The following is a 21,909-nucleotide window of genomic DNA, read 5'->3' as shown; positions in this document are numbered from 1 at the left end:
CGCTCACTAATTGTGAGCGTTTTTTTTCAATAATAAAGACTTTATAAAAACAATATAACACCAAATTTAGTAATGAAGAAACATAATTTTAGCGCCGGTCCTTGTATTCTGCCTCAGGAAGTTTTTCAGAAAGCTTCAGAAGCTATTTTAGATTTTAACGGAATGGGACTTTCCCTTCTGGAAATCTCACACAGAAGCAAAGAGTTTGTTGCCGTAATGGATGAAGCGCGTGCTATTGTAAAAAGATTAATGAAGCTTGGAGACGATTATGAAGTACTCTTCCTTCAAGGTGGTGCAAGCCTTCAATTTGCAATGGTTCCTTTCAACCTTATGAAAACAGAAGGTAAAGCTGCATATCTGGACACCGGAACATGGGCTGCAGGAGCTATTAAAGAAGCTAAAAAACTAGGTACAGTAGATATCGTTGGTTCTTCCAAAGAGCAGAACTATTCATTCATTCCTAAAGATTATACTGTAGGATCCGAATACAACTATTTCCACTGTACATCCAACAATACAATTTACGGAACTCAGATGAAAGAGTTTCCTAAAACAGATACTTTAATGGTCTGTGATATGTCTTCCGATATTTTCAGCAGAGTATTGGATTTTTCACAGTTCGATTTAATTTATGCCGGAGCACAGAAAAATATGGGACCTGCCGGAGCAACATTAGTTGTTGTAAAAAAAGATATTCTGGGAAAAACAGGAAGAGATATGCCTTCTTACTTAAACTATCAGTTGCATATTGATAAAGAAAGTATGTACAATACTCCACCTGTTTTTGCTGTTTACACTTCTCTTCTTACACTTCAGTATCTGGAGCAGCATGGTGGTATAGAAGCAGCTGAAACACGCAATGAAACGAAAGCTAAATTATTATATGATGAGATCGACAGAAATCCTTTATTCGAGGGTTATTCTGTAAAAGAGGACCGTTCATTAATGAATGTTTCTTTCAGGCTTACTGACGAATCTAAAAAAGAAGCTTTCGATACAGCATGGAAAGCAGCAGGCATTAGTGGTCTTAACGGACACAGAAGTCTTGGCGGATACCGCGCAAGTCTTTACAATGCTCTGCCAATCGAAAGTGTACAGGTGTTAGTGGACGTTATGAAGTCTATTAGCTAATTAATTGATTTGAAAATTCTGTAAATTTTTAAATCTGTAAATTTGCATCTTATATGAAGGTATTAGCTAACGATGGTATTTCGGAATCGGGGGAAAAAGCATTAAAAGAAGCAGGAATTAATCTGCTGGATAATCGCGTTTCATCCGGACATCTTGCTCAGTTTATCAATGATAATGAAGTGGATGTTCTTCTTGTAAGATCCGCAACCAAAGTAACAAAAGAACTGATAGACACCTGCCCTACACTAAGAATTATAGGACGAGGAGGTATTGGCATGGACAATATTGATGTGGAATATGCGAGAGAGAAAGACATCTATGTATTCAATACGCCCCTTGCCTCTTTACGTTCTGTTGCCGAACTTGTTTTTGCTCATTTCTTTTCTTTGGCCAGAAACCTGCATGAGTCGAACAGACTGATGCCTCTGGAGGGAGAAACCAAATTCAATGAACTTAAGAAATCCTTTGCTAAAGCTTTTGAACTAAAAGGAAAAACTCTTGGGGTAATTGGAATGGGTAAAATTGGAATGGAAGTAGCTAAAATTGGAATTTCTCTGGGAATGAAAGTTTTATGTTACAACAGAACACCTAAGACCGAAGAAGTAGCACTAGACTTTTTCGATGGACAAAAGGTGAATTTCAGCTTAACTTCTGTTTCCCTTGATGAAGTAATTACACGATCTGATTTTATCAGTATCAATACAGCAAAAACACTCCATTATATTCTGGATTCTGAGGAGTTCAGTAAAATGAAAGACGGTGTATTTATTGTCAACGCAGCCAGAGGTGGTGTACTGAACGAAGTTACCCTACTGGACTTTATCGAAGAAGGCAAAATAGCTGGTGCCGCACTGGATGTTTTTGAAAACGAACCTAATCCCGAACTTCCTTTATTAATGAACCCTGCTTTATCACTTAGTCCTCATATTGGAGGCAGCACGATTGATGCGCAGGAAAAAATTGGAATGGAATTAGCAGAACAACTAATTAAACTTAAACTATAATAGAAAGAAATGCCTTTATTTAAACCCTTTCGAGGCATAAGACCTCACCATGATTTGGTTGAAACATTTACAACAGCATCTATAGATAACTTCACAGAAGAAGAACTACATCTAAAAGCTGGCGTGGACGATTCTTATGTCCAAATGCTAAAGCCTTTTGTATGCAGCAAATCAAAAGATGTAGACCGAAACTTACGAAAGGTCAGAACTAATTTTGAAGAGCTGTTTCAGGATAAAAAACTATCTCAGGACAATGCCGCATTTTATCTTTACGAACAGATAATGCCGGATAAAACAGTTTACCGTGGTCTTCTGGGCCTAACATCTGTGGATGATTTCTGGAATGGAAAAATAAAGAAACACGAAGCAACCATAACGCAGAGAAAGGAAAAGTTTGCCCATTACCTGGATAAAGTAAAAATTCAGGCTGAACCGGTATTGCTTACCTACCCTTCCAATTCCAAGATAGAAGTATTGATGAATCTGGAAGAGAAAAACGTCCCGGTTGCTAACTTTACAGATAAAAATGGCGTTCGCCATAAGTTATGGAGAATAGATAATCGTCTGAAACTTCAGCAATATAAAGAGGTAATCGAACAAATCGATTCATTCTACATTGCCGATGGTCACCACAGAATTGGTTCGGCAGCACTAAATGCCAAAAACCATCTGGATAAAGGTAAAAAACATACCGGACAGGAAGGCTTCAATTATGTGTATAGTTATATCGTTTCTAACCAGTCTATTAAAATCCACGATTATAACCGTCTGATAAAAGACCTGAATGGCTTATCTACTGAACAATTCCTAAAGTCTTTAGACAAGTTCTTCGTTATTCACGAAAAAGGAGATGTACCCTATTATCCTTCACAAAAATATCATTTGAGTATGTATGTAGATGGTAAATTCTACAGTCTTCATATCAAACATGATCTTAGAAATAAAACCGGAGGCTTAGAGGATCTGGATCATTACTTCTTGGAACGTAACGTGATTAAAGAAGTTTTGGGAATGGAAACCAAACTAAGTGATAGAATTGGCTTCTCTAAAGGTAACTCTACAGTAGAAGGTATTGCTGAAATCAAGCAATTGGTAGATAATGGTGAATATGCAGTAGGATTCGCTATCCACCCTTTACCATTCTCGGATTTGGTAAAAATATCGGATCTTAAACAAAAAATGCCGCCAAAATGTACTTACATTGAACCAAAACTGCTTACCGCATTGGTAATGTATGACATGAAATAATATTTTTTCCTGCAAAAATTCCTTAAATTTGATTTACTCAAAACTTGACAGGAATTGCAATGAAAAAACTAATGCTTATTCCACTCATTGCGAGTGGATTTTTTTTCGCCCAACAAAAGGACGATGCCATGGTATTCTCTAAAATATCAGGACAAATTTTAAACCACGGAGAAGCTTATGAAGAACTAAGAGATCTCACCAAAAATGTTGGCCACAGATTAAGTGGTTCTGCCGCTTATGAAAAAGCAACTCAATGGGCACTTCAACAACTAAAAAATGCTGGTGCAGATAAGGTATGGCTTCAGCCTGTAAAAGTTCCGGTATGGATAAGAGGTAAAGAATCTCTTCATATAAAAACAGCTAATGGACAATGGCAGACTGTCAATATGCTTTCGTTAGGAAATTCCGAAGGAACAAATGGTAAAGATTTAACCGGAGATATAATTCTGGTAAAAACTATTGAAGAATTCAATGCATTACCAGAAAGTGCTGTAAAAGGTAAAATTGTATTCTTTAACTATCCTTTTCGTCAGGATTTTATTCAGACTTTTGAAGGCTATGGTGATATTGGAAAATACAGATCTACAACAGCTTCTCTGGTTGCTAAAAAAGGCGGAAAGGCTGTAATTATCCGATCTTTATCTTCTGCTACAGACGATGCTCCACATACAGGAGCTATGAAGTATGAAGACGGAACAGAAAAAATACCGGCGGTAGCTATCGGACCTAGAGGAGCTGATAATCTTGCTAAACTGATACAAACACAAAAAGTAACTGCTAAGCTTAATTCCAACTGTGGAATGAAAGGTGAAGTGATGAGCAATTCTGTAATCGGAGAAATTACCGGAAATAAAGATCAGAAAGTTATCGTTGTTGGTGGACATCTGGATTCCTGGGACGTTGGTGAAGGCGCGCAAGATGACGGAGCAGGTATTGTACAATCTATAGAAGTACTCAGAACATTTAAAAAGCTTGGCGTAAAAAATAATCACACAATACGTGCTGTATTATTTGCCAATGAAGAAAACGGAAATCGCGGTGGAGAGACTTATGCAAGTAATCTTGATACAAGCAAGGAACCGCATCTTTTTGCTATAGAAAGTGATGCCGGAGGATATTCTCCCAGAGGGTTCTTTCTGGAAATGAATCCTGAGAAATCTGCACAAATCAAAAGCTGGAAACCTTTATTCGAACCTTATGGGGTTTATAATATTGTTGATTCTTATTCCGGAACAGATATTCGCCCTATGAAGAAGCACAATGTAGCTTTAGTAGGACTTATGCCTGATTCACAAAGATACTTTGATCTGCACCACTCTGCTTCTGATATTTTTGAAGCTGTTAACAGAAGAGAACTTTTGCTGGGAGCAAGTGCTATGACTCAACTGATCTATATGATTGACAAATATTGGGAATAATGCGCAAACCTTCTCTACATAAAAGTTTTGGTAATGCTTTCAGAGGGATTTTGTTCTTACTGAAAAATGAAAGAAATTTTCAGATTGAAGTATTAGGTCTTCTGGTTAACCTGTTTCTTATTGTTTATCTAAAATTAGAAAGACTGGAAATAGCGCTTATACTGATGGCATCATTCTTCGTTCTGGTTACCGAAGCTCTAAATACGTGTGTAGAGAAAATATGTGATTTTGTCCACCCTGAATACAATCAGTATATAGGTATCATAAAAGATATAGCCGCCGGAGCTGTTGTAATAGCAGTTCTTGCGGCTGTTTTAACAGGCATTTACGTTTATCTGCCTTATATAATGGATTTCGTATCCTGATAGAATAAGCTTTCTGCAAAGGTATCCTCTGCAGAGATGTAACCAATATCAAAAATCTCCTGCGTTCGTTGCTTTTTTGTCTCAAATCTCCCATAAGTACTTAGCTTATTCAATGGAATAAACCAATCGCATAGTTCAAACTTATGGTGTTCCGATCTGTACAGTAATATTTCCAAAGCGCGCTCAGTAACCGAACGGATACTCTTGATTTTATTCTGATTTAGCTTTTCCATAGGAGAAAGATATACTCCTATCATTTTCTCTACCCTATTGTTTAATAAATCTGCAGGGAAATTATTAATAATACCCCCGTCGCAATATATTTCCTCATTAATACTATATGGTGTAGCAACTCCCGGAATTGCAGCGGAAGAAATAATAGCATCTATTACTTCCGTATCTTCATCAAACACATGCAAAGTTCCTGTTCCCAAGTCTGTAGCCGTAAGCAACAACGGAATTCTGCTTTCCTTTATTTTTGAATTTCCAAATATAGGTTCCAGATAAATTCTGAAGATATCTGAACTTACAATACCCGGCTTATTAAATACCAGATGTTTCCAGTTGAAAAAATGAACAGACTGAAAGAAGGCCAGAATATCTTCCGGTGACTTTCCGTATGCATATAATGCTCCAACCAACGCCCCTGCCGATGTACCGGAAATAACATCTACTTTTATTTGCTTCTCTTCCAGAAACTTCAGCACTCCTGCATGCGCAATGCCTTTAGTTCCGCCTCCCGAAAGTACGAGCCCTGTTCTGTAATCCATTTAATAATTTTGTGTTGTAAAAATTTGGTTTATAAAATTATAAAATCCACAGCAACTGCTGTGGATTTTAATTATTTTTCACATAATATTTATATTACGTTTATATTATATGTGAATTACTTCTCCATAAGCAGCTGCTACCGCTTCCATTATCGCTTCAGATAATGTTGGGTGCGGGTGGATAGATTTAATGATCTCATGACCTGTAGTTTCTAATCTCCTTGCTACAACAGCTTCAGCTACCAATTCAGTAACACCTGTACCAATCATATGGCAACCTAACCATTCACCATATTTAGCATCGAAAATTACTTTTACGAAACCATCAGTATCACCATTTGCTGTAGCTTTACCACTAGCAGAGAACGGGAATTTACCTACTTTTATTTCGTATCCTTTTTCTTTAGCTTGTTTTTCTGTTAAACCAACAGATGCAATTTCAGGAAGACAGTAAGTACAACCTGGAATATTGCCATAATCGATTTTATCTACATGCATTCCTTTGATTTTCTCTACACAAGTAATACCTTCAGCAGATGCTACGTGAGCTAGTGCCTGAGTAGGGATAATATCTCCGATTGCATAGTAACCCGGTACATTTGTCTGATACCATTCATTTACTAAAACTCTTCCTTTATCTGTTTTAATACCAACTTCTTCAAGTCCGATATTTTCAAGATTTGCCTGGATACCTACTGCAGAGAGTACAACATCTGCTTCAAGGATAACTTCACCTTTAGCCGTTTTTACTTTAGCTTTTACGCCTTCACCTGTTGTATCTACGCTTTCAACAGAAGAATTTGTCATTACCTCGATTCCCGCTTTTTTCAATGATTTTTCTAAGTGCTTAGATACTTCTTCATCTTCTAAAGGAACAATGTTTGGTAAGAATTCTACTACAGTAACTTTAGTTCCCAGACTTGAATAGAAATAAGCGAACTCGACACCAATAGCTCCAGAACCTACAACAATCATAGATTTTGGTTGCTCTGGTAAGCTAAGTGCCTGACGGTAGCCGATTACTTTTTTGCCATCCTGCGGAAGGTTTGGCAATTCACGGGAACGTGCACCAGTTGCTAAAATAATATTCTGACCTGCATAAGTTTGTTTTTTACCTTCAGCATCTGTAACTTCTACTTTCTTGCCAGGTAATACTTTTGCAGTACCTAAGATTACATCGATTTTGTTTTTCTTCATCAGGAACTCGATACCCTTGCTCATTTTGTTAGCAACGCCACGGCTTCTCTGGATGATGTTCGGGAATTCAAAACTTGGTTCTACTTTATTAAGACCATATTCTTCAGCATGTTCTATATATTTGAAAACCTGTGCAGACTTCAATAAAGCTTTTGTTGGAATACAACCCCAGTTAAGGCAGATACCACCAAGATTCTCTTTCTCTATAATTGCAGTTTTGAAACCCAATTGGGAAGCTCTGATTGCAGTAACATAACCACCAGGTCCACTTCCTATAACAATAATATCGTAATTCATTGGAAAAAATTTTATTGCGAATTTACGAAAAAGATTGTGAAAAAAATAGCGAAACTAAAAACGAACAAATGAGAATAAACAGCTTATTACAGATTTTGCAAAAAAGAGAATATACCCAAAGCTGGCAATACTTTATGTCTCAATTCAATAGTCAATAAAAAAAGCCTGTTTCAGTTATTGAAACAGGCTTTTATAAGGAATTTACAATTTTATCTTTTTGCTTCCAATAGCTGCATGAACTGGTCTAATTTAGGAAGAACAATAATTTCTGTTCTTCTGTTCTCAGATTTGCCCATCGGCGTATTGTTATCTGTTTTAGGAACATATTCGGAACGTCCTCCGGCTGTCATTCTGGAAGGATTAACTGCGAATTTAGTCTGAAGCATTCTTACAACTGAAGTTGCACGCAATGCGGACAGATCCCAGTTATCTCTGATTAATGCATTCGGCTTCATCGGATCTGTATCAGTGTGTCCTTCTACCATTACATCGTAATCACTATAATCATTGATTACACGTGCTACTTTCTCTAATACAGTCTCAGCTGTAGGCAAGATTTCGTAGCTACCGGATTTGTATAACATTTTATCGGATAATGAAATGAATACAACACCTTTCTGAACTTTAATATCGATATCCTGATCATTGATATTATCAAGAGATCTTTTCAGTTTGTTGGATATTGCAATATTCAGAGAGTCCTGCTTAGATCTTGCATCTTGTAATCTCTTGATGTAATCCTGAGATTCTTTGATCTGACCAATCAGCTTCTCTATGTTCATAGATCCTTTGTTGCTGTTGCTTGCACAATCTTTTAGGCTTTCCTGTAAAATTACATTTTGATTTTTAAGCAAATTAATTTGCTCTTCCAATGAAGAAACTCTTACTTTCTGGCTCTGAATAAGGCTTTCTTTCTGCCCTGAATCGTTCAGACATTTCTGATAATCTGTTTGTAATGCTTCTAACTTTTTCTGAGTTCCGCATGAAGTTAATGCTAACCCTAAACCACCTGCTAAAACAAATTTCAATATATTATTCATAATAAAATATTTATTAAATCTCCGGATATTTTGTTGGATTCGACTCACGCACTAATGCATAAATTTTCTCCACTATATCATCTGCCGAAGGTTTGGAGAAATAATCTCCGTCTGAAGCGTATGCTGGTCTGTGATCTTGTGCTGCTATTGTCAAAGGTTCTGAATCTAAATGTCTGAACGCTTTTTGTTTTTCAATAACCTGCTGGAGAATGAAAGCTGTTGCACCTCCCTGTACATCTTCATCTACCACTACCAAGCGGTTTGTTTTCTTTACACTTTCCAGAATATCTTCAGATATATCAAACGGCATCAATGACTGAATATCTATTACTTCAATATTCACGCCAAGTTTTTCTAATTCCGCTGCTGCTTCCATTACAACTCTCCACGTAGAACCGTAAGTTACTACTGTAGCGTCTGTTCCTTCTTTTGTAATTTCTACTTTACCTACCGGTACCGTAAATTCACCTAAGTTGTTTGGCAACTTTTCTTTCAGGCGGTATCCATTCAGAGTTTCAATAATAAGAGAAGGTTCATCCGACTGCAACATTGTATTGTAGAAACCTGCAGCTTTGGTAAGATTTCTTGGTACCAATACATGAATACCTTTTATTAAGTTCAGAATTCCTGCCATTGGCGATCCCGAATGCCAAATTCCTTCTAAACGGTGACCTCTTGTACGTACAATAACCGGAGCTTTCTGCCCACCTTTCGTACGGTAATGAACTGTCGCCAAATCATCACTCATTCCCTGAATACAGTAAAGCAAATAGTCAAGATACTGGATCTCTGCGACAGGACGAAGTCCTCTCATAGCAAGACCAATTCCCTGCCCTAGTATTGTAGCTTCACGGATACCTGTATCGGCAACACGGTCTACTCCGTATTTTTCCTGAAGACCTTCCAAGCCTTGGTTTACATCTCCAATATTTCCACTGTCTTCACCAAAGATTAGGAATTCAGGATATTTTGCTAATATTTTATCAAAATTATCTCTTATCACTACTCTTCCGTCTACCATTTCAGCATCATCTGCATAAGTTGGTTTAACTTCAGGTATGTTTACAGCCTGCCATTCTGATTCACTATACAAGTGAGAAGAGTAATTATCTCTTTCTACAGCTGTTAAATCATTTAATATATTTTTTACAGCCTGACGCTCTGCAGAGTTCTCACCTCTTGTTACCCAAAGAGATCTTCTTAGTAAATGGAAAACTTCTTTTTTAGCAATAGTAATAAGTGATTTGAATTTTTCAATCTCTTCATTTATCCCTGCAGGGTTTGCAGATACAGCAGCTAATTTCTCTACTGCTGGTAATGCTTTATCCTTTAACGAAACAATTGTTCCCTGATATACGTCCCAAGCTTTCTTCTGACCTTCTTTAGCTTCTTTCTTAGCTTCTCTGTCTATAAGATCCAATTCTTCGTCAGAAGCTAGTACCATTGATCCTTCTTCACCTTCAATTTCATAGTTCAGAATCCACTCACGGAATTTTTTCAATCCATCGTGTTCCTGCTCCCACTCTAATCTTTCTGCAGATTTATAACGTTCGTGAGAACCAGATGTAGAATGCCCTTGTGGTTGTGTAACCTCAATAACATGAATAATTACAGGAACTCTTTCTGTTCTTGCAAAATGTTCTGCCTTAGTATATGCATCCTGTAGTGCCGGATAATCCCATGCTTTTACTTGGATAAGTTCGAAACCTTGTTTCTCACCTTCTTTTCTCTGGAATCCAGACAGCATCTCTGTTATATCTTCTTTGGCTCTCTGGTTTTTAGTTGATACAGAAATTCCATAACCATCATCCCAGATAGACATAATCATAGGAACCTGTAATGCACCTGCGGCATTAATCGTTTCCCAGAAATGTCCTTCAGCTGTAGAAGCATCTCCAATAGTCCCGAAGGCAACTTCATTACCTCCGTTAGAGAATTTTTCCGATCCCGGATAATTATTATTTTTATAATAATTAGAAGCCTGAGCAAGTCCTAATAAACGAGGCATTTGTCCTGCTGTTGGTGAAATATCTGAACTGATGTTTTTAATCTTGGTAAGGTCCTTCCAGCTACCATCTTCATTTAAAGATCTCGTAGCAAAGTGCCCGTTCATTTGTCTTCCTGCAGATGCTGGATCTCTTTCTACATCCGTATCTGCATATAAAGAAGCAAAGAAGCTTTCTGGTGTTAATGCATGAATTGCCATCGCAAAAGTCTGATCACGGTAGTACCCTGATCTGAAGTCTCCATCTCTGAATACTCTGGACATTGCTAGCTGAGGAAGTTCCTTCCCGTCTCCGAAAATACCAAACTTGGCTTTTCCGGTTAATACCTCTCTCCTTCCTAAAAGGCTCATTTCTCTTGAGACTCTTCCTAGTTTGTAATCCGCAAGTATCTGTTTTTTGAAATCTTCAAAAGTAACCTGTGATGTTTCAATATCTGTAACTTCCATTGTAAAGCATTTTTACAAATATAAGAATTTAGTATTTATTTATTTATCATAAAATTTATTAAAAAACTCCCTCGTAACAGTTATTTACATAAATTCGTTAAAAAAAACAAGAGTTTTAGTAATGAAAAGAAAATCACAGCATATTCTTAACACATCCTCAAATCTTTTGGGATTTTGTTTAGTAATTATTACTTCACTAAAAGTCGCAAAACTGTCAAAAGGAACCTATTTGGATGATTTTGCAGCCGTAGCAAGTTTGCTTTTAATGGCTAGTTGCATCCTCTCTTTTCTTGCCATACGCACAGAATCGGATAAAAAGTCATATAAATTCGAACAGATTGCTGACTTATTTTTTATTATTGCACTAACTGCATTAGCCATCTCTGTTATTATTATTGTTTTCTTAGATTTGATTAATTAATCCTGATATTTATTCAAGAGGAAATATTTCTGCCCTTATTATTTTAAAATTATGAACGAGAACATTACTTTAAGTTTTAGAGGGATGACACAATCTCAGTACCGATTGTCTATATTTTTCATTGTTTTTTCAATATTTTTTATTCCAACAATATTCATGACTATTGTTATTAGCTACCAGCTAAACAAAATACCCAGATCTATGGTTATTATAATAATGGGTATTAGTGCAATTATTGTTTTCTTTATGGTCTCTTTTCTTTTCAAAAAACTTCTCGCCAGTAATTTTAAGATTCGCTTTGAAGACAAGCAAGCTGCTATCTCATCTAAAAAGATTAATAGTGTAGTACTTTATGAAAATATTGAAAAACTAGAAATAAGAAATAATACTGATTATTCTTATTTGCTATTTTTAGAGAAGGATGGTAGGAAAACTAAAATATTTGTAGGGATGGCAAATCTCGGTATGAAAACAAGTATAATTCTTACACCTGCCGATCAATTGGATCCTTTCTTTGGAAAACCGGATTTCGAAAAAAAGACTTATTTCAAAAAAAGTATGGAATATATTCTCTATACAGCTTTTTCTTAACTAATCCAGCCGAGACATTCTGCTTTATAACAAGCTTCAAAAGAATTATTTACATGAAGTTTTTCCAGAATATTCTGGCGATGGCGGTTAACAGTATGCAGGCTTATAGATAATTCAGCAGCAATTTCTTTGCTCAGCTTTCCATTTTTTATAAATGTCAGAATTTCTTTTTCCCGTTCTGACAAAATATTATCTAATTCAGGTTTACTCGTTTTAACAACCTCTCCGGTAGTGGTATTTACAATCATTGCTTCATAAGAACTCTGTCCCGGATGTGATGAAAAACTGTAAAGACACAGCACCAAACCTATGCTTCCGTTAGGCGTACTATTAATATAGAATATACGGTGCCATACTGGCAAATAATTTCCCTGAGAAGTTTTCATCCGTACAGCACTGGAAATGTAATAATCTCGTCTGTTATCCTGTGCAATACCTTTCAGGAAATGAAAAAAGTAAAGCTCCATCCTGTATTTTTCAGTAAGATCGTCCGGATGAATTCTCTCCAATACATCTTTTTCCCATATAGAAGGGATTTCCTGCTCTTCTTTTGTAAGTCCTAACGTGGCAGCTATATTTCCGTAATAAATATAACTTTTATCTGATACCAAATCACTTAGTACAGCAATTGCATTTTCTGTTTGTGCATATACCTTTGCGATATCCTGCCCTGCCAACAATTGGGTATGCGGATTATTTTCCTTGCCAAAGTTTTGCTGAAGCAGTTGTTCATTTAAAGTAGTACCTATATTATTTTCCATAAAATGGCTATTAATCAGTATTGCTACCTGTGTTGGTCTATTATAGCTTTGCGAAAATAATCAATTAAGCTAAAAACAACATCAATATGCGAAAACTATTATTGTTTATGATTGGCAGCCTAGTACAACAACAAGTTTCTGCTCAGAAACTGGAAAAGCTTCAATGGTTTAACGAGCCTGAAAAATGGGAGATTAAAAATAATAGCCTTCAAATGTTCGTAACTCCGCAAAGCGATTACTGGCGAATATCCCATTATGGATTTACTGTAGACGATGCTCCCTTCTGTTACGGGGTTTATGGAGGTGAATTCGAAGTAAAAGTGAAAATTACTGGAGACTACAAAGAAAGATTTGATCAGGCCGGACTAATGCTGCGCATTGATAAGGAAAATTATATAAAAACCGGTATTGAGTTTGTGGATGGTAAATACAACATCAGTAGTGTTGTCACACATAAAACAAGCGACTGGAGCATGATTAGCCTGGACAAAAGTCTTCCGTATATCTGGATAAAAGCTATAAGGAGACTGGATGCTGTAGAAATTTATTATTCTTTTGATGATAAAAACTACCAGCTAATGCGCAATGCCTATCTACAGGACAATACTCCGGTTATGGTTGGCTTAATGGGAGCTAGTCCGGATGGAAAAGGTTTCCTGGCAAAATTTGAAAACTTTAGTGTAAAACATCTTCCTGATCAGAGAAGGTTAAAATGGTTAAAGGAAAATCAGGAATAATTATATTATTCTTTTTTCATACAGTAAATAAGGGGAAGAGGTCTTTTAAAGGCCTCTTTTTCTTATAAAGCCCTGTCAAGGTTTGAAGTATTAAAACCAATTAAATATGTTAGATCATTAAAATACTTTTCGACTACGCTCAGAGTGACACAGTATTCATATAGTCATTGTTATAAACTTGATAATTCTAAAACTTCAAATAAACATTTAATACAAACCAGAAGTTATAAAAAAACCTGTCAAGGTTTCAAATTCTGACAGGCCAATTAAATTTAGAACCTATTATGTCACTCTGAGCGTAGTCAAAGAGCTCAACATTAATAGATTATACTATTTGATTTATAAATTATAGAAAAATTAGAATTTACGTTCGATAACGTAATCCAGCATAAGACGTAAAGATTTCTTTGCTTCAGAATCCGGAAAAGTATCCAGAATATCTACAGCTTTTTGTTGGAAATCCTTCATAATACCAATAGCGTAATCAAGACCACCAGAAGTTTTTACAAACTCAATAAGTTCTTTAACGCGCTTTGGCTTTTTGTTATAACGTTTGATCGTTTCGAAAAAATATTTACGTTTCTCCGGATCAGCTGTTCTTAGCGTATAGATTAATGGTAATGTCATTTTTTGCTCCTGAATATCAATCCCTACAGGCTTACCTATAATATTGCTGCTCAGATAATCGAATAAATCATCTTTAATCTGAAAGGCCATTCCGGTATAAGTACCAAACTCTTTCATTTTAAGAGCCGTTTCTTCATCTACATTATTAGAGCGGACACCTACTTCGCAACAGGCAGCAATAAGGGTAGCGGTTTTCTGACGGATAATTTCGTAATAAACATCTTCCGTAATATCTAGTTTACGGGCTTTTTCCAGCTGGAGAAGCTCTCCTTCTGCCATTTCCCTTATTGTTCTGGAGATTACTGCCAGTAAATCGAAATCTTTGTTATCAGTAGAAAGCAATACACTTTTTGAAAGTAAATAATCGCCTACTAAAACAGCGATTTTGTTTTTCCAAAGTGCGTTGATAGAGAAGAAATTACGGCGTTTGAAAGATTCATCTACCACATCATCGTGTACCAAAGTTGCCGTGTGAATAAGCTCTATCATGGAAGCTCCACGGTAAGTTTTCTCATTTACCTCTCCTACCAGGTTGGCGCATAGAAATACAAACATAGGACGCATTTGTTTCCCTTTGGTGGTTACAATAAACTGCGTCACTTTATCCAATAATGAAACATTACTTTTCATAGATTCATAAAACTTTTTTTCAAAAAGTTTCATGTTTTCTTTTATCGGACTTTTGATTTCCTCTACAATATTAGCCACTGGATCGCTGGTTAAATCTGGATGATGTTAAATTTTCGAAACACAAATATAATCAATTAAGTTCTTTAAACGGTAAGAAATATAAACGTTGTCTGGCATTAATGATTTTAAATTTGAATTGCTCTCCGGAAATATACAATCCCTCTTCTGTAGCGGTAAGGCCTTCTATTTGTCCAAAACGTGTGGCCATCCCCAGAAAGTATTTCTGCATTTTACCGCTAAAGAACACTCCCGGTGCTGTTTCTTCGCAAGATAACAAATAAACATTAGCTCCTTTTGTATAGCCAATAAGGTATAGTTTTCCCTGATAGTAAGTAGCATCTGTCACTACAAAATCTGATTGATAAGATTCTGTTTTTTGTACAGGCTGAAGGGTTTCGATAGTTGGATCTATAATATAGTGAGATACCGATTTGCTCTTCCACTCTTTGGTGAACAGATGGATTTTTCCATTCAGGAAAATCATGGCTTCTGCATCGAAATCATTATTCCTGTTTTGGGAAGAAAAATCTTGTTGTTCCGGATAGAAGAAATTAATTTTGGAAGTATATGTCAGGTTTTCAGCTTCCGGAATAAAAGGAATCTTATAAATAGTGAGATCCTTCCTGTTTCCCAGATTATTGCCAAAATCACCTACATAAATATTTTCACCGTCATTGGTTATTGCTTCCCAATCTATATTTACAGCATTAGTTTTATAAGTTTTACCAATGCTTCCGTTATTTGGATTCAGTTCATAGATTTCAGCAGGATTACCACTATCATTAAAGCTTAGCAGTTTTCCTTTTATAATAGTTAAACCCGAACTTTCTTTTAGTGTATCAGAAATGACAGTCTTTTCAAAAGGCTTTAGCTTTAAGGTTCGGGCTTCCTGTGCAAAGGAAACCTGAGCCATTACCAAAGTTATGAAAAGGTATTTAAGCTTCACTTTCAGTTGTTTTGTTGGCTAGCTGGCCACAAGCTGCATCGATATCACCACCACGGCTTTTTCTTACCATTACGGTTATACCCGCTTTTTCCAACTCGCGAACATACTTTTCTTCAGCAGCAATACTTCTGTGGTCGTATTTACCTTCACCAATCGGATTGTACTGTATAAGATTAACTTTAGAAGGAATCTGTCGACAGTATTTAATCAGTGCTTTAATATCTTCATCACCATCATTAATCCCTTTCCATACACAGTATTCAAAAGTAATTACGGATCCTGTTTTCTGATACCAATATTGCAAAGCGTCCATAATATCGGTTAAAGGAAACTTATCAGAGAATGGCATAATCTCATTACGCTTATGCTCGATAGCAGAGTGAAGGGAAAGTGCTAATTTTACTTTTAGCTCTTCATCTGCCAACATCTTTATCATCTTTGGTATACCAGATGTAGAAACAGTAATTCTTCTCGGCGACATACCCAGACCTTCGGGCTTGGTAATTTTATGAATAGCTTCTACAACGTTTTTATAATTCATCATAGGCTCCCCCATACCCATAAATACGATATTGGAAAGCGGTCTGTCGAAATATAAACGGCTTTGTCTGTCTATTAAAGCTACCTGATCCACGATCTCGGCAACTTCAAGATTACGCATACGTTTTAGTTTCGCTGTAGCGCAAAATTCACAGTTCAGCGAACAGCCAACTTGTGAAGATACACAAGCAGTAGTTCTGGTTTCTGTAGGAATAAGTACACTTTCTACCATTAGGTTATCGTGTAGCTTTACTCCGTTTTTAATAGTTCCGTCTGTACTTTTCTGCATTAAATCTACAGATACCGGATTGATAGTATACTCCAGTGCAATTCTTTCTCTCAAAGGTTTCGAGAGATTGGTCATTTCGTCTATAGAGTGCAGATTTTTGGACCATAGCCAGTCATAAACCTGTTTCGCGCGGAAGGGTTTCTCTCCAAGCGATACAAAGTATTCTTTTAGTTGGTCCAGGGAAAGTGTGCGGATGTCTTTCATTTAGTTGACAGTTGTCAGTTGTATAGTATAAAAAAGCAAACAGTTGGCAACGCACAGTAAAATACTGCTACTGCCAACTGTTTATTTTAGTCTTTATTAAAGAATAAGCATTGCATCACCATAAGAATAGAACTTGTAGTCATTCTTAATAGCTTCTTCGTATGCTTGCATTACAAAATCTCTACCTGCAAAAGCAGCGATCATCATAATTAATGTAGACTTTGGTGTGTGGAAGTTGGTAATCATTGCATTTGCAATACCAAAATCGTAAGGAGGATAGATAAACTTGTTAGTCCATCCTTCGTAAGCACTAAGTCTTCTGTTTGTAGAAACCGAAGTCTCGATAGCACGCATTGTAGTTGTTCCTACAGCACATACTCTACGGTTTTCTTCGATTGCTTTATTAATGATATCTGCATTATCCTGAGTAATGATAGCCTGCTCACATTCCATTTTATGTTTAGAAAGGTCTTCTACCTCAATTGGGTTGAAAGTTCCTAAACCAACGTGCAATGTTACATTTGCAAAATTGATTCCTTTAATCTCCATTCTCTTCATCAAATGCTTAGAGAAGTGAAGTCCTGCAGTTGGTGCTGCTACAGCTCCTTCTATTTCTGCATAAATTGTTTGGTAACGCTCAGCATCTTCTGGTTCTACATCTCTTTTGATGTATTTTGGAAGTGGAGTTTCTCCAAGTTCAGTTAATTTAGCTCTGAACTCTTCGTAGCTACCATCGAATAAGAAACGAAGTGTTCTACCTCTTGATGTTGTATTATCGATAACTTCAGCAACTAAGCTTTCATCTTCTGTAAAGAAAAGTTTGTTACCAATTCTTATCTTTCTTGCCGGGTCTACTAATACATCCCATACACGAGCTTCACGATCTAATTCACGAAGTAAGAATACTTCAATTTTAGCACCTGTCTTTTCTTTATTTCCATAAAGACGAGCCGGGAATACTTTAGTATTGTTGAAGATAAATAAATCGTCTTCGTTAAAATAATCGATTACATCTTTAAAAAGCTTGTGCTCGATTGTTTGAGTTTTACGGTCTAAAACCATCAATTTTGCTTCATCACGGTTTTCGGATGGGTGTTCAGCTAAAAGATGATCAGGTAGGTTAAAATTAAAATCAGAAGTTTTCATTTATATAAAATCGTATGTTACAGTTAAAAAATTTCAGACTGCAAATATACGACATCGAATACCCCTTTGTCAAGTCTTTGAGAATTAAAGATTTTATAACCTCTCTGGAGGTCCTCTAATAACTCATATAAAGCAAAAAAATCTACAGACTTTTGTTGGCTATAAGGTTGGTGGCTAGCTTTATATATTCTAAAACATCAAAATTTACAGATAATGAAGAATCTGTTCCCATTCCGGAAGTTTCTTTTCGAATCCGACTGTATGAAGTGGACTTGTGCTGGGTAATCCATAAAAATTAATACCCACTTCTTTATTTTTAAGCTGTTTGCTAAGGTTTTTGAATGCTTTTTGTCCGTTGCAGAAAACAGCTTTTATATTTGAAAACTCTTTTAAAAGTTTTGCGATATCATTTGCTTCTTCATTCTTTATATCAGTATCCTTACTTCCCTTTCGCACACAGCTTTCTATCGTATCCCATATTGCAATTCCATTTCGCTGAAGCATAGCTACTTTTTCTTCATAATCCGAAGTCATAGGCTCAGCCAGCAGATGAAACATAATCTTCCAGAAATGATTTTGCGGATGTGCATAATATTGCTGCATCTCCAGAGATTTCACTCCGGGTACGGATCCCAAAATCAGAATTTTTGAGTCTTTATCTATAAAAGGCGGAAATGAATTAATTCGATCCTCCATTCAATGCTTTATTTATCTTTTTCATATTATCCTGCAATTCTTTACTCTCTGCCTGATCTACTTCTTTAGTTGTTTCTTTGGCAGATTTACTAAAATCTATTTCTTTAGCTAATTTACCATTTTCATCATAATATTTCCATATCCCATATTTATACCAATTCCGGTACTGATCAGTAACATTAGTTCTGGACATACCTATAGCAGATAATCTACCATTTGAATGATAGGACTTGGTTACCGATGTCTCTTTCTTAAACTTCTCTGTTTCATATAGCCTATCTCCATATTTATAAGTCCATTTTCCTATTTTTTCACCATTTCTATATTTACCTGTTGCCAACATATCTCCATCACCTGTATGCAATGTTTCTTTCCACTTTCCATGTCGCTGGTGTCTGGCATCATATTGATTGTATTTGGTAGAACAACTCGCCACAGTTAAAACAGTCAATAATAGTAAAGCCTTAATATTCATATTAATTCTATTTGTGTAGAATAAAAATAGTAAAATAATTTAATTCTACAATGATAGAATAAAAAATCCCCGACATTTCTGCAGGGGATCAATATATTGAAGACTAAGTTAGATTAAATCACTCTTAGTTCTTTACCAATTTTAGTGAATGCAGCAATTGCTTTATCTAAATGCTCAGGTGTATGTGCAGCAGATAATTGTACTCTGATTCTGGCTTTACCTTTTGGTACTACCGGATAAAAGAAACCGATTACATAAATACCCTCATCCAATAATTTATCAGCCATTTGCTGAGAAAGCTTAGCATCATATAGCATAACCGGTACAATAGCCGCATCTCCTTCAGGAATATCAAAACCAGCCTCCTGCATTTTAGTACGGAAATATTGTGCATTTTCCATTACTCTGTCTCTTCTGGAAGTATCATCAGAAATCAGTTCCAATACCTTAGTTGCAGCTCCTACAATACCAGGTGCCAATGAGTTGGAGAATAAATATGGTCTTGAACGCTGACGCAGCATATCGATAACTTCTTTTTTACCAGATGTGAAACCTCCAAGAGCGCCACCTAAAGCTTTACCTAATGTAGATGTAATGATGTCTACTCTTCCGATTACATCATTAGCTTCATGAGTTCCACGGCCTGTTTTGCCAATGAAACCTGTTGCGTGGGAATCATCCACCATTACCAATGCATCATACTTATCAGCAAGATCACAAACTCCTTTCAGATCGGCAACAATACCGTCCATAGAGAAAACACCATCAGTTACAATAATTTTGAATCTGTGATTTTTTTCAGAAGCAGCTATTAATTGTGCTTCCAGGTCTTCCATATTATTGTTCTTATATCTGTAACGGGCAGCTTTACATAATCTAACTCCGTCAATAATTGAAGCATGGTTTAATTCATCCGAAATAATAGCATCCTGTTCTGTAAATAAAGGTTCGAAAACCCCACCGTTAGCATCAAAACATGCGGCATAAAGTATTGTATCTTCTGTTCCTAAAAATTCAGAAATCTTCTGTTCCAGGTTTTTATGAATATCTTGTGTACCACAAATAAATCTTACTGAAGCCATTCCATATCCATGAGTGTCCATAGCAGCCTGAGACGCTTTTACAACTTCAGGATTATTAGCTAATCCTAAATAGTTGTTTGCGCAGAAGTTTAACAAAGTTTTGTTATTTACTACTATTTCCGCATCCTGTGAAGAGGTAATAATTCTTTCTCTTTTGTATAGTCCGTCAGCATCGATCTGTGCCAATTCGTTTTGAAGATTCTCTAAAAATTTTGGGCTAATCATATTATTTAATTTGAGATGCTAATTTATAAAAAAAGCCTCCAGTAAAGAAGGCTTTCGTATGTATTTAAGAAAATTTTATAATTGTAATGTTGGTTCCAGCAATTGTTCCATTTTTCGCTTTACCTGATCGACCGAACCACTATAGTTATTAATGAGTAATGAGAATGTAAGCGTCTTCCCTGTTCTCGTTTTAATATAGCCTGCCAGTGTTTTCACTCTGTTCAGTGTTCCTGTTTTTGCAAAAATTTGTCCGTTGGCTTCATTATACAAAAACATTTTTTTCAGTGTTCCTGAATTTCCGGCAATAGGCAATGAATCAAAATAAGTTTTGAAATAAGGTTGTTTCATTAACTGTGCCAGAAACTTCACATGTGCCAAAGGTGTTACAGTATTACTTTTGGAAAGACCACTTCCATCCGCATAATTCAGTCCTGCAAAGTCAAAACCTACAGATCCTAAATGACTTACTACAGCACTTTTACCAGACTCCAAAGAAAGATCTCCGTTAGTATAAAATCCAGAAATACGCATCAATGCTTCCGCATATCTGTTATTACTGTTTTGGTTGGTAAAGTATATTATATCTTCCAGTGTTGGGGATTTCTGTTCTGCCAGAAAGACTCTTTCCTCAGGACTAGCATCTACTGTACGTGTAATTACTGCACCTGTTACAGGCGTTCCGCTTTTTATTAAAGAAGATTTCAGATTATTGGCTAAGTAAGCCGGAGCATCGGGTAATTTCCCTTGTAAGTAAGTGTTACCTTCAAACTTATCTGCATAAACAAGCTGCTTGCTATATGGGGAAATATAGAAATAACTTTTCTCTCCGGATGATGGTCTTTTTGCTTTAACCACCATTTTTTCGCTCTGAGGGCTTATGTTCTGAGTATTCCCAACAGGCAAATAATAGTTATTATGCTCCAGCCATACAATATTAGGAGGGAGAATTGTTTCGGATGTTTTAAAGATCCCCGACTCTATTACAATTCCGCCATTAATTCTCTTGATTCCTGCTCTGTTTAGAGCATCTTTAAAATTAGCGATAATTGTCCAGTAAGAGTCCGCTCCTGCCTGATTGGTCCCAAGGCTGGGATCGCCGCTACCTATAATATACAGGTTACCATTCAAAGCTCCTTCCGGAGTAATTTCTCCGGAATATTCCAACTGAGTTACCCACTGGAATTTCTTTCCAAAAAGAGAATATGCCGTATCCGTTGTCAACAATTTCGTTGTAGAGGCCGGCACTAATGGTACATTCTCGTTGTAGCAGCTAATCATCTTATTCGTTTGCGGATCATAAACCGCGAAGCCCCATGTTGCGTAACGCAAGACAGGATCACTCTGAACTCTGTTCAATTCAGTGTCTAACTGAATTTTAGGGCTCAACAGGGATTTCTCAGCCGTCATTTCTTTTCCCACAAGCTGCTGCTCCGCATATACCTGCGGATAATATGTTTGTACAGATGGTTGAGCAGAGGTTTGTGCTAAAAGAAATGAAGTGAAGAGGATCAGGTTCCCCGAGATAAGTTTCTCTAGATTCATTTATTAAATATTTAT

The 21,909-nt window shown here is 36.4% G+C and carries 21 protein-coding genes; 8 read left to right on the top strand and 13 right to left on the bottom strand.

Going from position 1 to position 21,909, the window contains the following annotated elements; all coding sequences use genetic code 11:
• Nucleotides 1–72: 72 nt before the first annotated feature.
• From serC to C8J95_RS16010, 5 genes are read left to right on the top strand one after another with little or no spacing between them, the layout of a single operon-like run.
• Nucleotides 73–1,131 (top strand): 3-phosphoserine/phosphohydroxythreonine transaminase, encoded by a 1,059-nt coding sequence (serC, locus tag C8J95_RS16030; RefSeq protein ID WP_107809740.1) that lies wholly within the window; start codon nt 73–75, stop codon nt 1,129–1,131.
• Nucleotides 1,132–1,184: 53 nt separating this feature from the next.
• Nucleotides 1,185–2,135 (top strand): D-2-hydroxyacid dehydrogenase, encoded by a 951-nt coding sequence (locus C8J95_RS16025; protein ID WP_107809739.1) that lies wholly within the window; start codon nt 1,185–1,187, stop codon nt 2,133–2,135.
• Between the two features lie 9 nt (nt 2,136–2,144).
• Nucleotides 2,145–3,383, top strand: a complete 1,239-nt coding sequence (locus C8J95_RS16020) for a DUF1015 domain-containing protein (RefSeq protein ID WP_059153856.1) — start codon at nt 2,145–2,147, stop codon at nt 3,381–3,383.
• A 59-nt stretch (nt 3,384–3,442) separates the two neighbouring features.
• Nucleotides 3,443–4,801: a M20/M25/M40 family metallo-hydrolase gene (locus C8J95_RS16015; RefSeq protein WP_255412844.1), complete on the top strand. Its 1,359-nt coding sequence runs from the start codon at nt 3,443–3,445 to the stop codon at nt 4,799–4,801.
• Nucleotides 4,801–5,166: a diacylglycerol kinase family protein gene (locus C8J95_RS16010; protein ID WP_107809738.1), complete on the top strand. Its 366-nt coding sequence runs from the start codon at nt 4,801–4,803 to the stop codon at nt 5,164–5,166. The genes C8J95_RS16015 and C8J95_RS16010 overlap by 1 nt, the downstream gene beginning before the upstream one ends.
• On the opposite strand, the gene C8J95_RS16005 is transcribed toward C8J95_RS16010, so the two are convergent.
• The 4 genes from C8J95_RS16005 to C8J95_RS15990 form a co-directional block, all read right to left on the bottom strand.
• Nucleotides 5,142–5,936 (bottom strand): patatin-like phospholipase family protein, encoded by a 795-nt coding sequence (locus tag C8J95_RS16005; protein ID WP_107809737.1) that lies wholly within the window; start codon nt 5,934–5,936, stop codon nt 5,142–5,144. The two genes, C8J95_RS16010 and C8J95_RS16005, sit on opposite strands and share 25 nt — an antisense overlap.
• 105 nt (nt 5,937–6,041) lie before the next feature.
• Nucleotides 6,042–7,430, bottom strand: coding sequence for a dihydrolipoyl dehydrogenase (gene lpdA / locus C8J95_RS16000; protein WP_078402051.1), 1,389 nt, complete (start codon nt 7,428–7,430; stop codon nt 6,042–6,044).
• 209 nt (nt 7,431–7,639) lie between these two features.
• Nucleotides 7,640–8,470: an OmpA family protein gene (locus C8J95_RS15995; RefSeq protein WP_059322545.1), complete on the bottom strand. Its 831-nt coding sequence runs from the start codon at nt 8,468–8,470 to the stop codon at nt 7,640–7,642.
• Between the two features lie 13 nt (nt 8,471–8,483).
• Nucleotides 8,484–10,922: a transketolase C-terminal domain-containing protein gene (locus C8J95_RS15990; protein ID WP_107809736.1), complete on the bottom strand. Its 2,439-nt coding sequence runs from the start codon at nt 10,920–10,922 to the stop codon at nt 8,484–8,486.
• 121 nt (nt 10,923–11,043) lie between these two features.
• Here C8J95_RS15990 and C8J95_RS15985 point away from each other — a divergent pair, with 121 nt between their 5' ends.
• The gene (locus C8J95_RS15985) at nt 11,044–11,343 is read left to right on the top strand and encodes a hypothetical protein (RefSeq protein ID WP_107809735.1); all 300 of its coding nucleotides are present in this window, start codon (nt 11,044–11,046) and stop codon (nt 11,341–11,343) included.
• 51 nt (nt 11,344–11,394) lie between these two features.
• Complete coding sequence (locus C8J95_RS15980) at nt 11,395–11,934, top strand: hypothetical protein (RefSeq protein WP_255412843.1); 540 nt, start codon at nt 11,395–11,397, stop codon at nt 11,932–11,934.
• Here C8J95_RS15980 and C8J95_RS15975 read toward each other — a convergent pair.
• Entirely contained in the window at nt 11,931–12,695 is a 765-nt protein-coding gene (locus C8J95_RS15975) for a response regulator transcription factor (protein WP_107809734.1), read from the bottom strand. The genes C8J95_RS15980 and C8J95_RS15975 overlap by 4 nt on opposite strands.
• A gap of 86 nt (nt 12,696–12,781) precedes the next feature.
• Here C8J95_RS15975 and C8J95_RS15970 point away from each other — a divergent pair, with 86 nt between their 5' ends.
• Entirely contained in the window at nt 12,782–13,432 is a 651-nt protein-coding gene (locus tag C8J95_RS15970) for a DUF1349 domain-containing protein (protein WP_107809733.1), read from the top strand.
• 357 nt (nt 13,433–13,789) lie between these two features.
• Here C8J95_RS15970 and C8J95_RS15965 read toward each other — a convergent pair whose 3' ends face one another.
• The 8 genes from C8J95_RS15965 to dacB all read right to left on the bottom strand — a co-directional run bounded on the left by C8J95_RS15965 (nt 13,790) and on the right by dacB (nt 21,894).
• Nucleotides 13,790–14,767: a polyprenyl synthetase family protein gene (locus C8J95_RS15965; protein WP_107809732.1), complete on the bottom strand. Its 978-nt coding sequence runs from the start codon at nt 14,765–14,767 to the stop codon at nt 13,790–13,792.
• Between the two features lie 52 nt (nt 14,768–14,819).
• Nucleotides 14,820–15,695 carry a hypothetical protein gene (locus C8J95_RS15960; protein ID WP_107809731.1) on the bottom strand — a complete coding sequence of 292 codons (876 nt, stop codon included), beginning with the start codon at nt 15,693–15,695 and terminating at the stop codon, nt 14,820–14,822.
• The gene (gene rlmN, locus C8J95_RS15955) at nt 15,685–16,728 is read right to left on the bottom strand and encodes a 23S rRNA (adenine(2503)-C(2))-methyltransferase RlmN (RefSeq protein ID WP_059153846.1); all 1,044 of its coding nucleotides are present in this window, start codon (nt 16,726–16,728) and stop codon (nt 15,685–15,687) included. The genes C8J95_RS15960 and rlmN overlap by 11 nt, the downstream gene beginning before the upstream one ends.
• A 96-nt stretch (nt 16,729–16,824) precedes the next feature.
• Nucleotides 16,825–17,874, bottom strand: a complete 1,050-nt coding sequence (queA, locus tag C8J95_RS15950; RefSeq protein WP_034867672.1) for a tRNA preQ1(34) S-adenosylmethionine ribosyltransferase-isomerase QueA — start codon at nt 17,872–17,874, stop codon at nt 16,825–16,827.
• Between the two features lie 204 nt (nt 17,875–18,078).
• The gene (locus tag C8J95_RS15945) at nt 18,079–18,570 is read right to left on the bottom strand and encodes a DNA-deoxyinosine glycosylase (RefSeq protein WP_107809730.1); all 492 of its coding nucleotides are present in this window, start codon (nt 18,568–18,570) and stop codon (nt 18,079–18,081) included.
• Complete coding sequence (locus tag C8J95_RS15940) at nt 18,554–19,045, bottom strand: hypothetical protein (RefSeq protein WP_107809729.1); 492 nt, start codon at nt 19,043–19,045, stop codon at nt 18,554–18,556. The genes C8J95_RS15945 and C8J95_RS15940 overlap by 17 nt, the downstream gene beginning before the upstream one ends.
• A gap of 113 nt (nt 19,046–19,158) precedes the next feature.
• A complete protein-coding gene (locus C8J95_RS15935; RefSeq protein WP_107809728.1) occupies nt 19,159–20,352 on the bottom strand; it encodes a glycine C-acetyltransferase in 1,194 nt (397 codons plus the stop codon).
• A 75-nt stretch (nt 20,353–20,427) separates the two neighbouring features.
• The gene (gene dacB, locus C8J95_RS15930) at nt 20,428–21,894 is read right to left on the bottom strand and encodes a D-alanyl-D-alanine carboxypeptidase/D-alanyl-D-alanine-endopeptidase (RefSeq protein WP_107809727.1); all 1,467 of its coding nucleotides are present in this window, start codon (nt 21,892–21,894) and stop codon (nt 20,428–20,430) included.
• Nucleotides 21,895–21,909: the final 15 nt, after the last annotated feature.

The organism is Elizabethkingia sp. YR214 (assembly GCF_003058195.1).
GTDB lineage: Bacteria > Bacteroidota > Bacteroidia > Flavobacteriales > Weeksellaceae > Elizabethkingia.
This window is presented reverse-complemented; position numbering and strand designations above follow the sequence as displayed.

Bases quoted from the DNA above. Each gene is read 5' to 3' on its own strand.
- rlmN (WP_059153846.1), bottom strand. From the start codon at position 16,728: ATGAAAGACATCCGCACACTTTCCCTGGACCAACTAAAAGAATACTTT.
- C8J95_RS16005 (WP_107809737.1), bottom strand. From the start codon at position 5,936: ATGGATTACAGAACAGGGCTCGTACTTTCGGGAGGCGGAACTAAAGGC.
- C8J95_RS15995 (WP_059322545.1), bottom strand. From the start codon at position 8,470: ATGAATAATATATTGAAATTTGTTTTAGCAGGTGGTTTAGGGTTAGCA.
- queA (WP_034867672.1), bottom strand. From the start codon at position 17,874: ATGAAAACTTCTGATTTTAATTTTAACCTACCTGATCATCTTTTAGCT.
- C8J95_RS15945 (WP_107809730.1), bottom strand. From the start codon at position 18,570: ATGGAGGATCGAATTAATTCATTTCCGCCTTTTATAGATAAAGACTCA.
- lpdA (WP_078402051.1), bottom strand. From the start codon at position 7,430: ATGAATTACGATATTATTGTTATAGGAAGTGGACCTGGTGGTTATGTT.
- C8J95_RS15980 (WP_255412843.1), top strand. From the start codon at position 11,395: ATGAACGAGAACATTACTTTAAGTTTTAGAGGGATGACACAATCTCAG.
- C8J95_RS16010 (WP_107809738.1), top strand. From the start codon at position 4,801: ATGCGCAAACCTTCTCTACATAAAAGTTTTGGTAATGCTTTCAGAGGG.
- C8J95_RS15970 (WP_107809733.1), top strand. From the start codon at position 12,782: ATGCGAAAACTATTATTGTTTATGATTGGCAGCCTAGTACAACAACAA.
- C8J95_RS15990 (WP_107809736.1), bottom strand. From the start codon at position 10,922: ATGGAAGTTACAGATATTGAAACATCACAGGTTACTTTTGAAGATTTC.
- dacB (WP_107809727.1), bottom strand. From the start codon at position 21,894: ATGAATCTAGAGAAACTTATCTCGGGGAACCTGATCCTCTTCACTTCA.
- C8J95_RS15940 (WP_107809729.1), bottom strand. From the start codon at position 19,045: ATGAATATTAAGGCTTTACTATTATTGACTGTTTTAACTGTGGCGAGT.
- C8J95_RS15935 (WP_107809728.1), bottom strand. From the start codon at position 20,352: ATGATTAGCCCAAAATTTTTAGAGAATCTTCAAAACGAATTGGCACAG.
- C8J95_RS16015 (WP_255412844.1), top strand. From the start codon at position 3,443: ATGAAAAAACTAATGCTTATTCCACTCATTGCGAGTGGATTTTTTTTC.
- C8J95_RS16020 (WP_059153856.1), top strand. From the start codon at position 2,145: ATGCCTTTATTTAAACCCTTTCGAGGCATAAGACCTCACCATGATTTG.
- serC (WP_107809740.1), top strand. From the start codon at position 73: ATGAAGAAACATAATTTTAGCGCCGGTCCTTGTATTCTGCCTCAGGAA.
- C8J95_RS15985 (WP_107809735.1), top strand. From the start codon at position 11,044: ATGAAAAGAAAATCACAGCATATTCTTAACACATCCTCAAATCTTTTG.
- C8J95_RS16025 (WP_107809739.1), top strand. From the start codon at position 1,185: ATGAAGGTATTAGCTAACGATGGTATTTCGGAATCGGGGGAAAAAGCA.
- C8J95_RS15975 (WP_107809734.1), bottom strand. From the start codon at position 12,695: ATGGAAAATAATATAGGTACTACTTTAAATGAACAACTGCTTCAGCAA.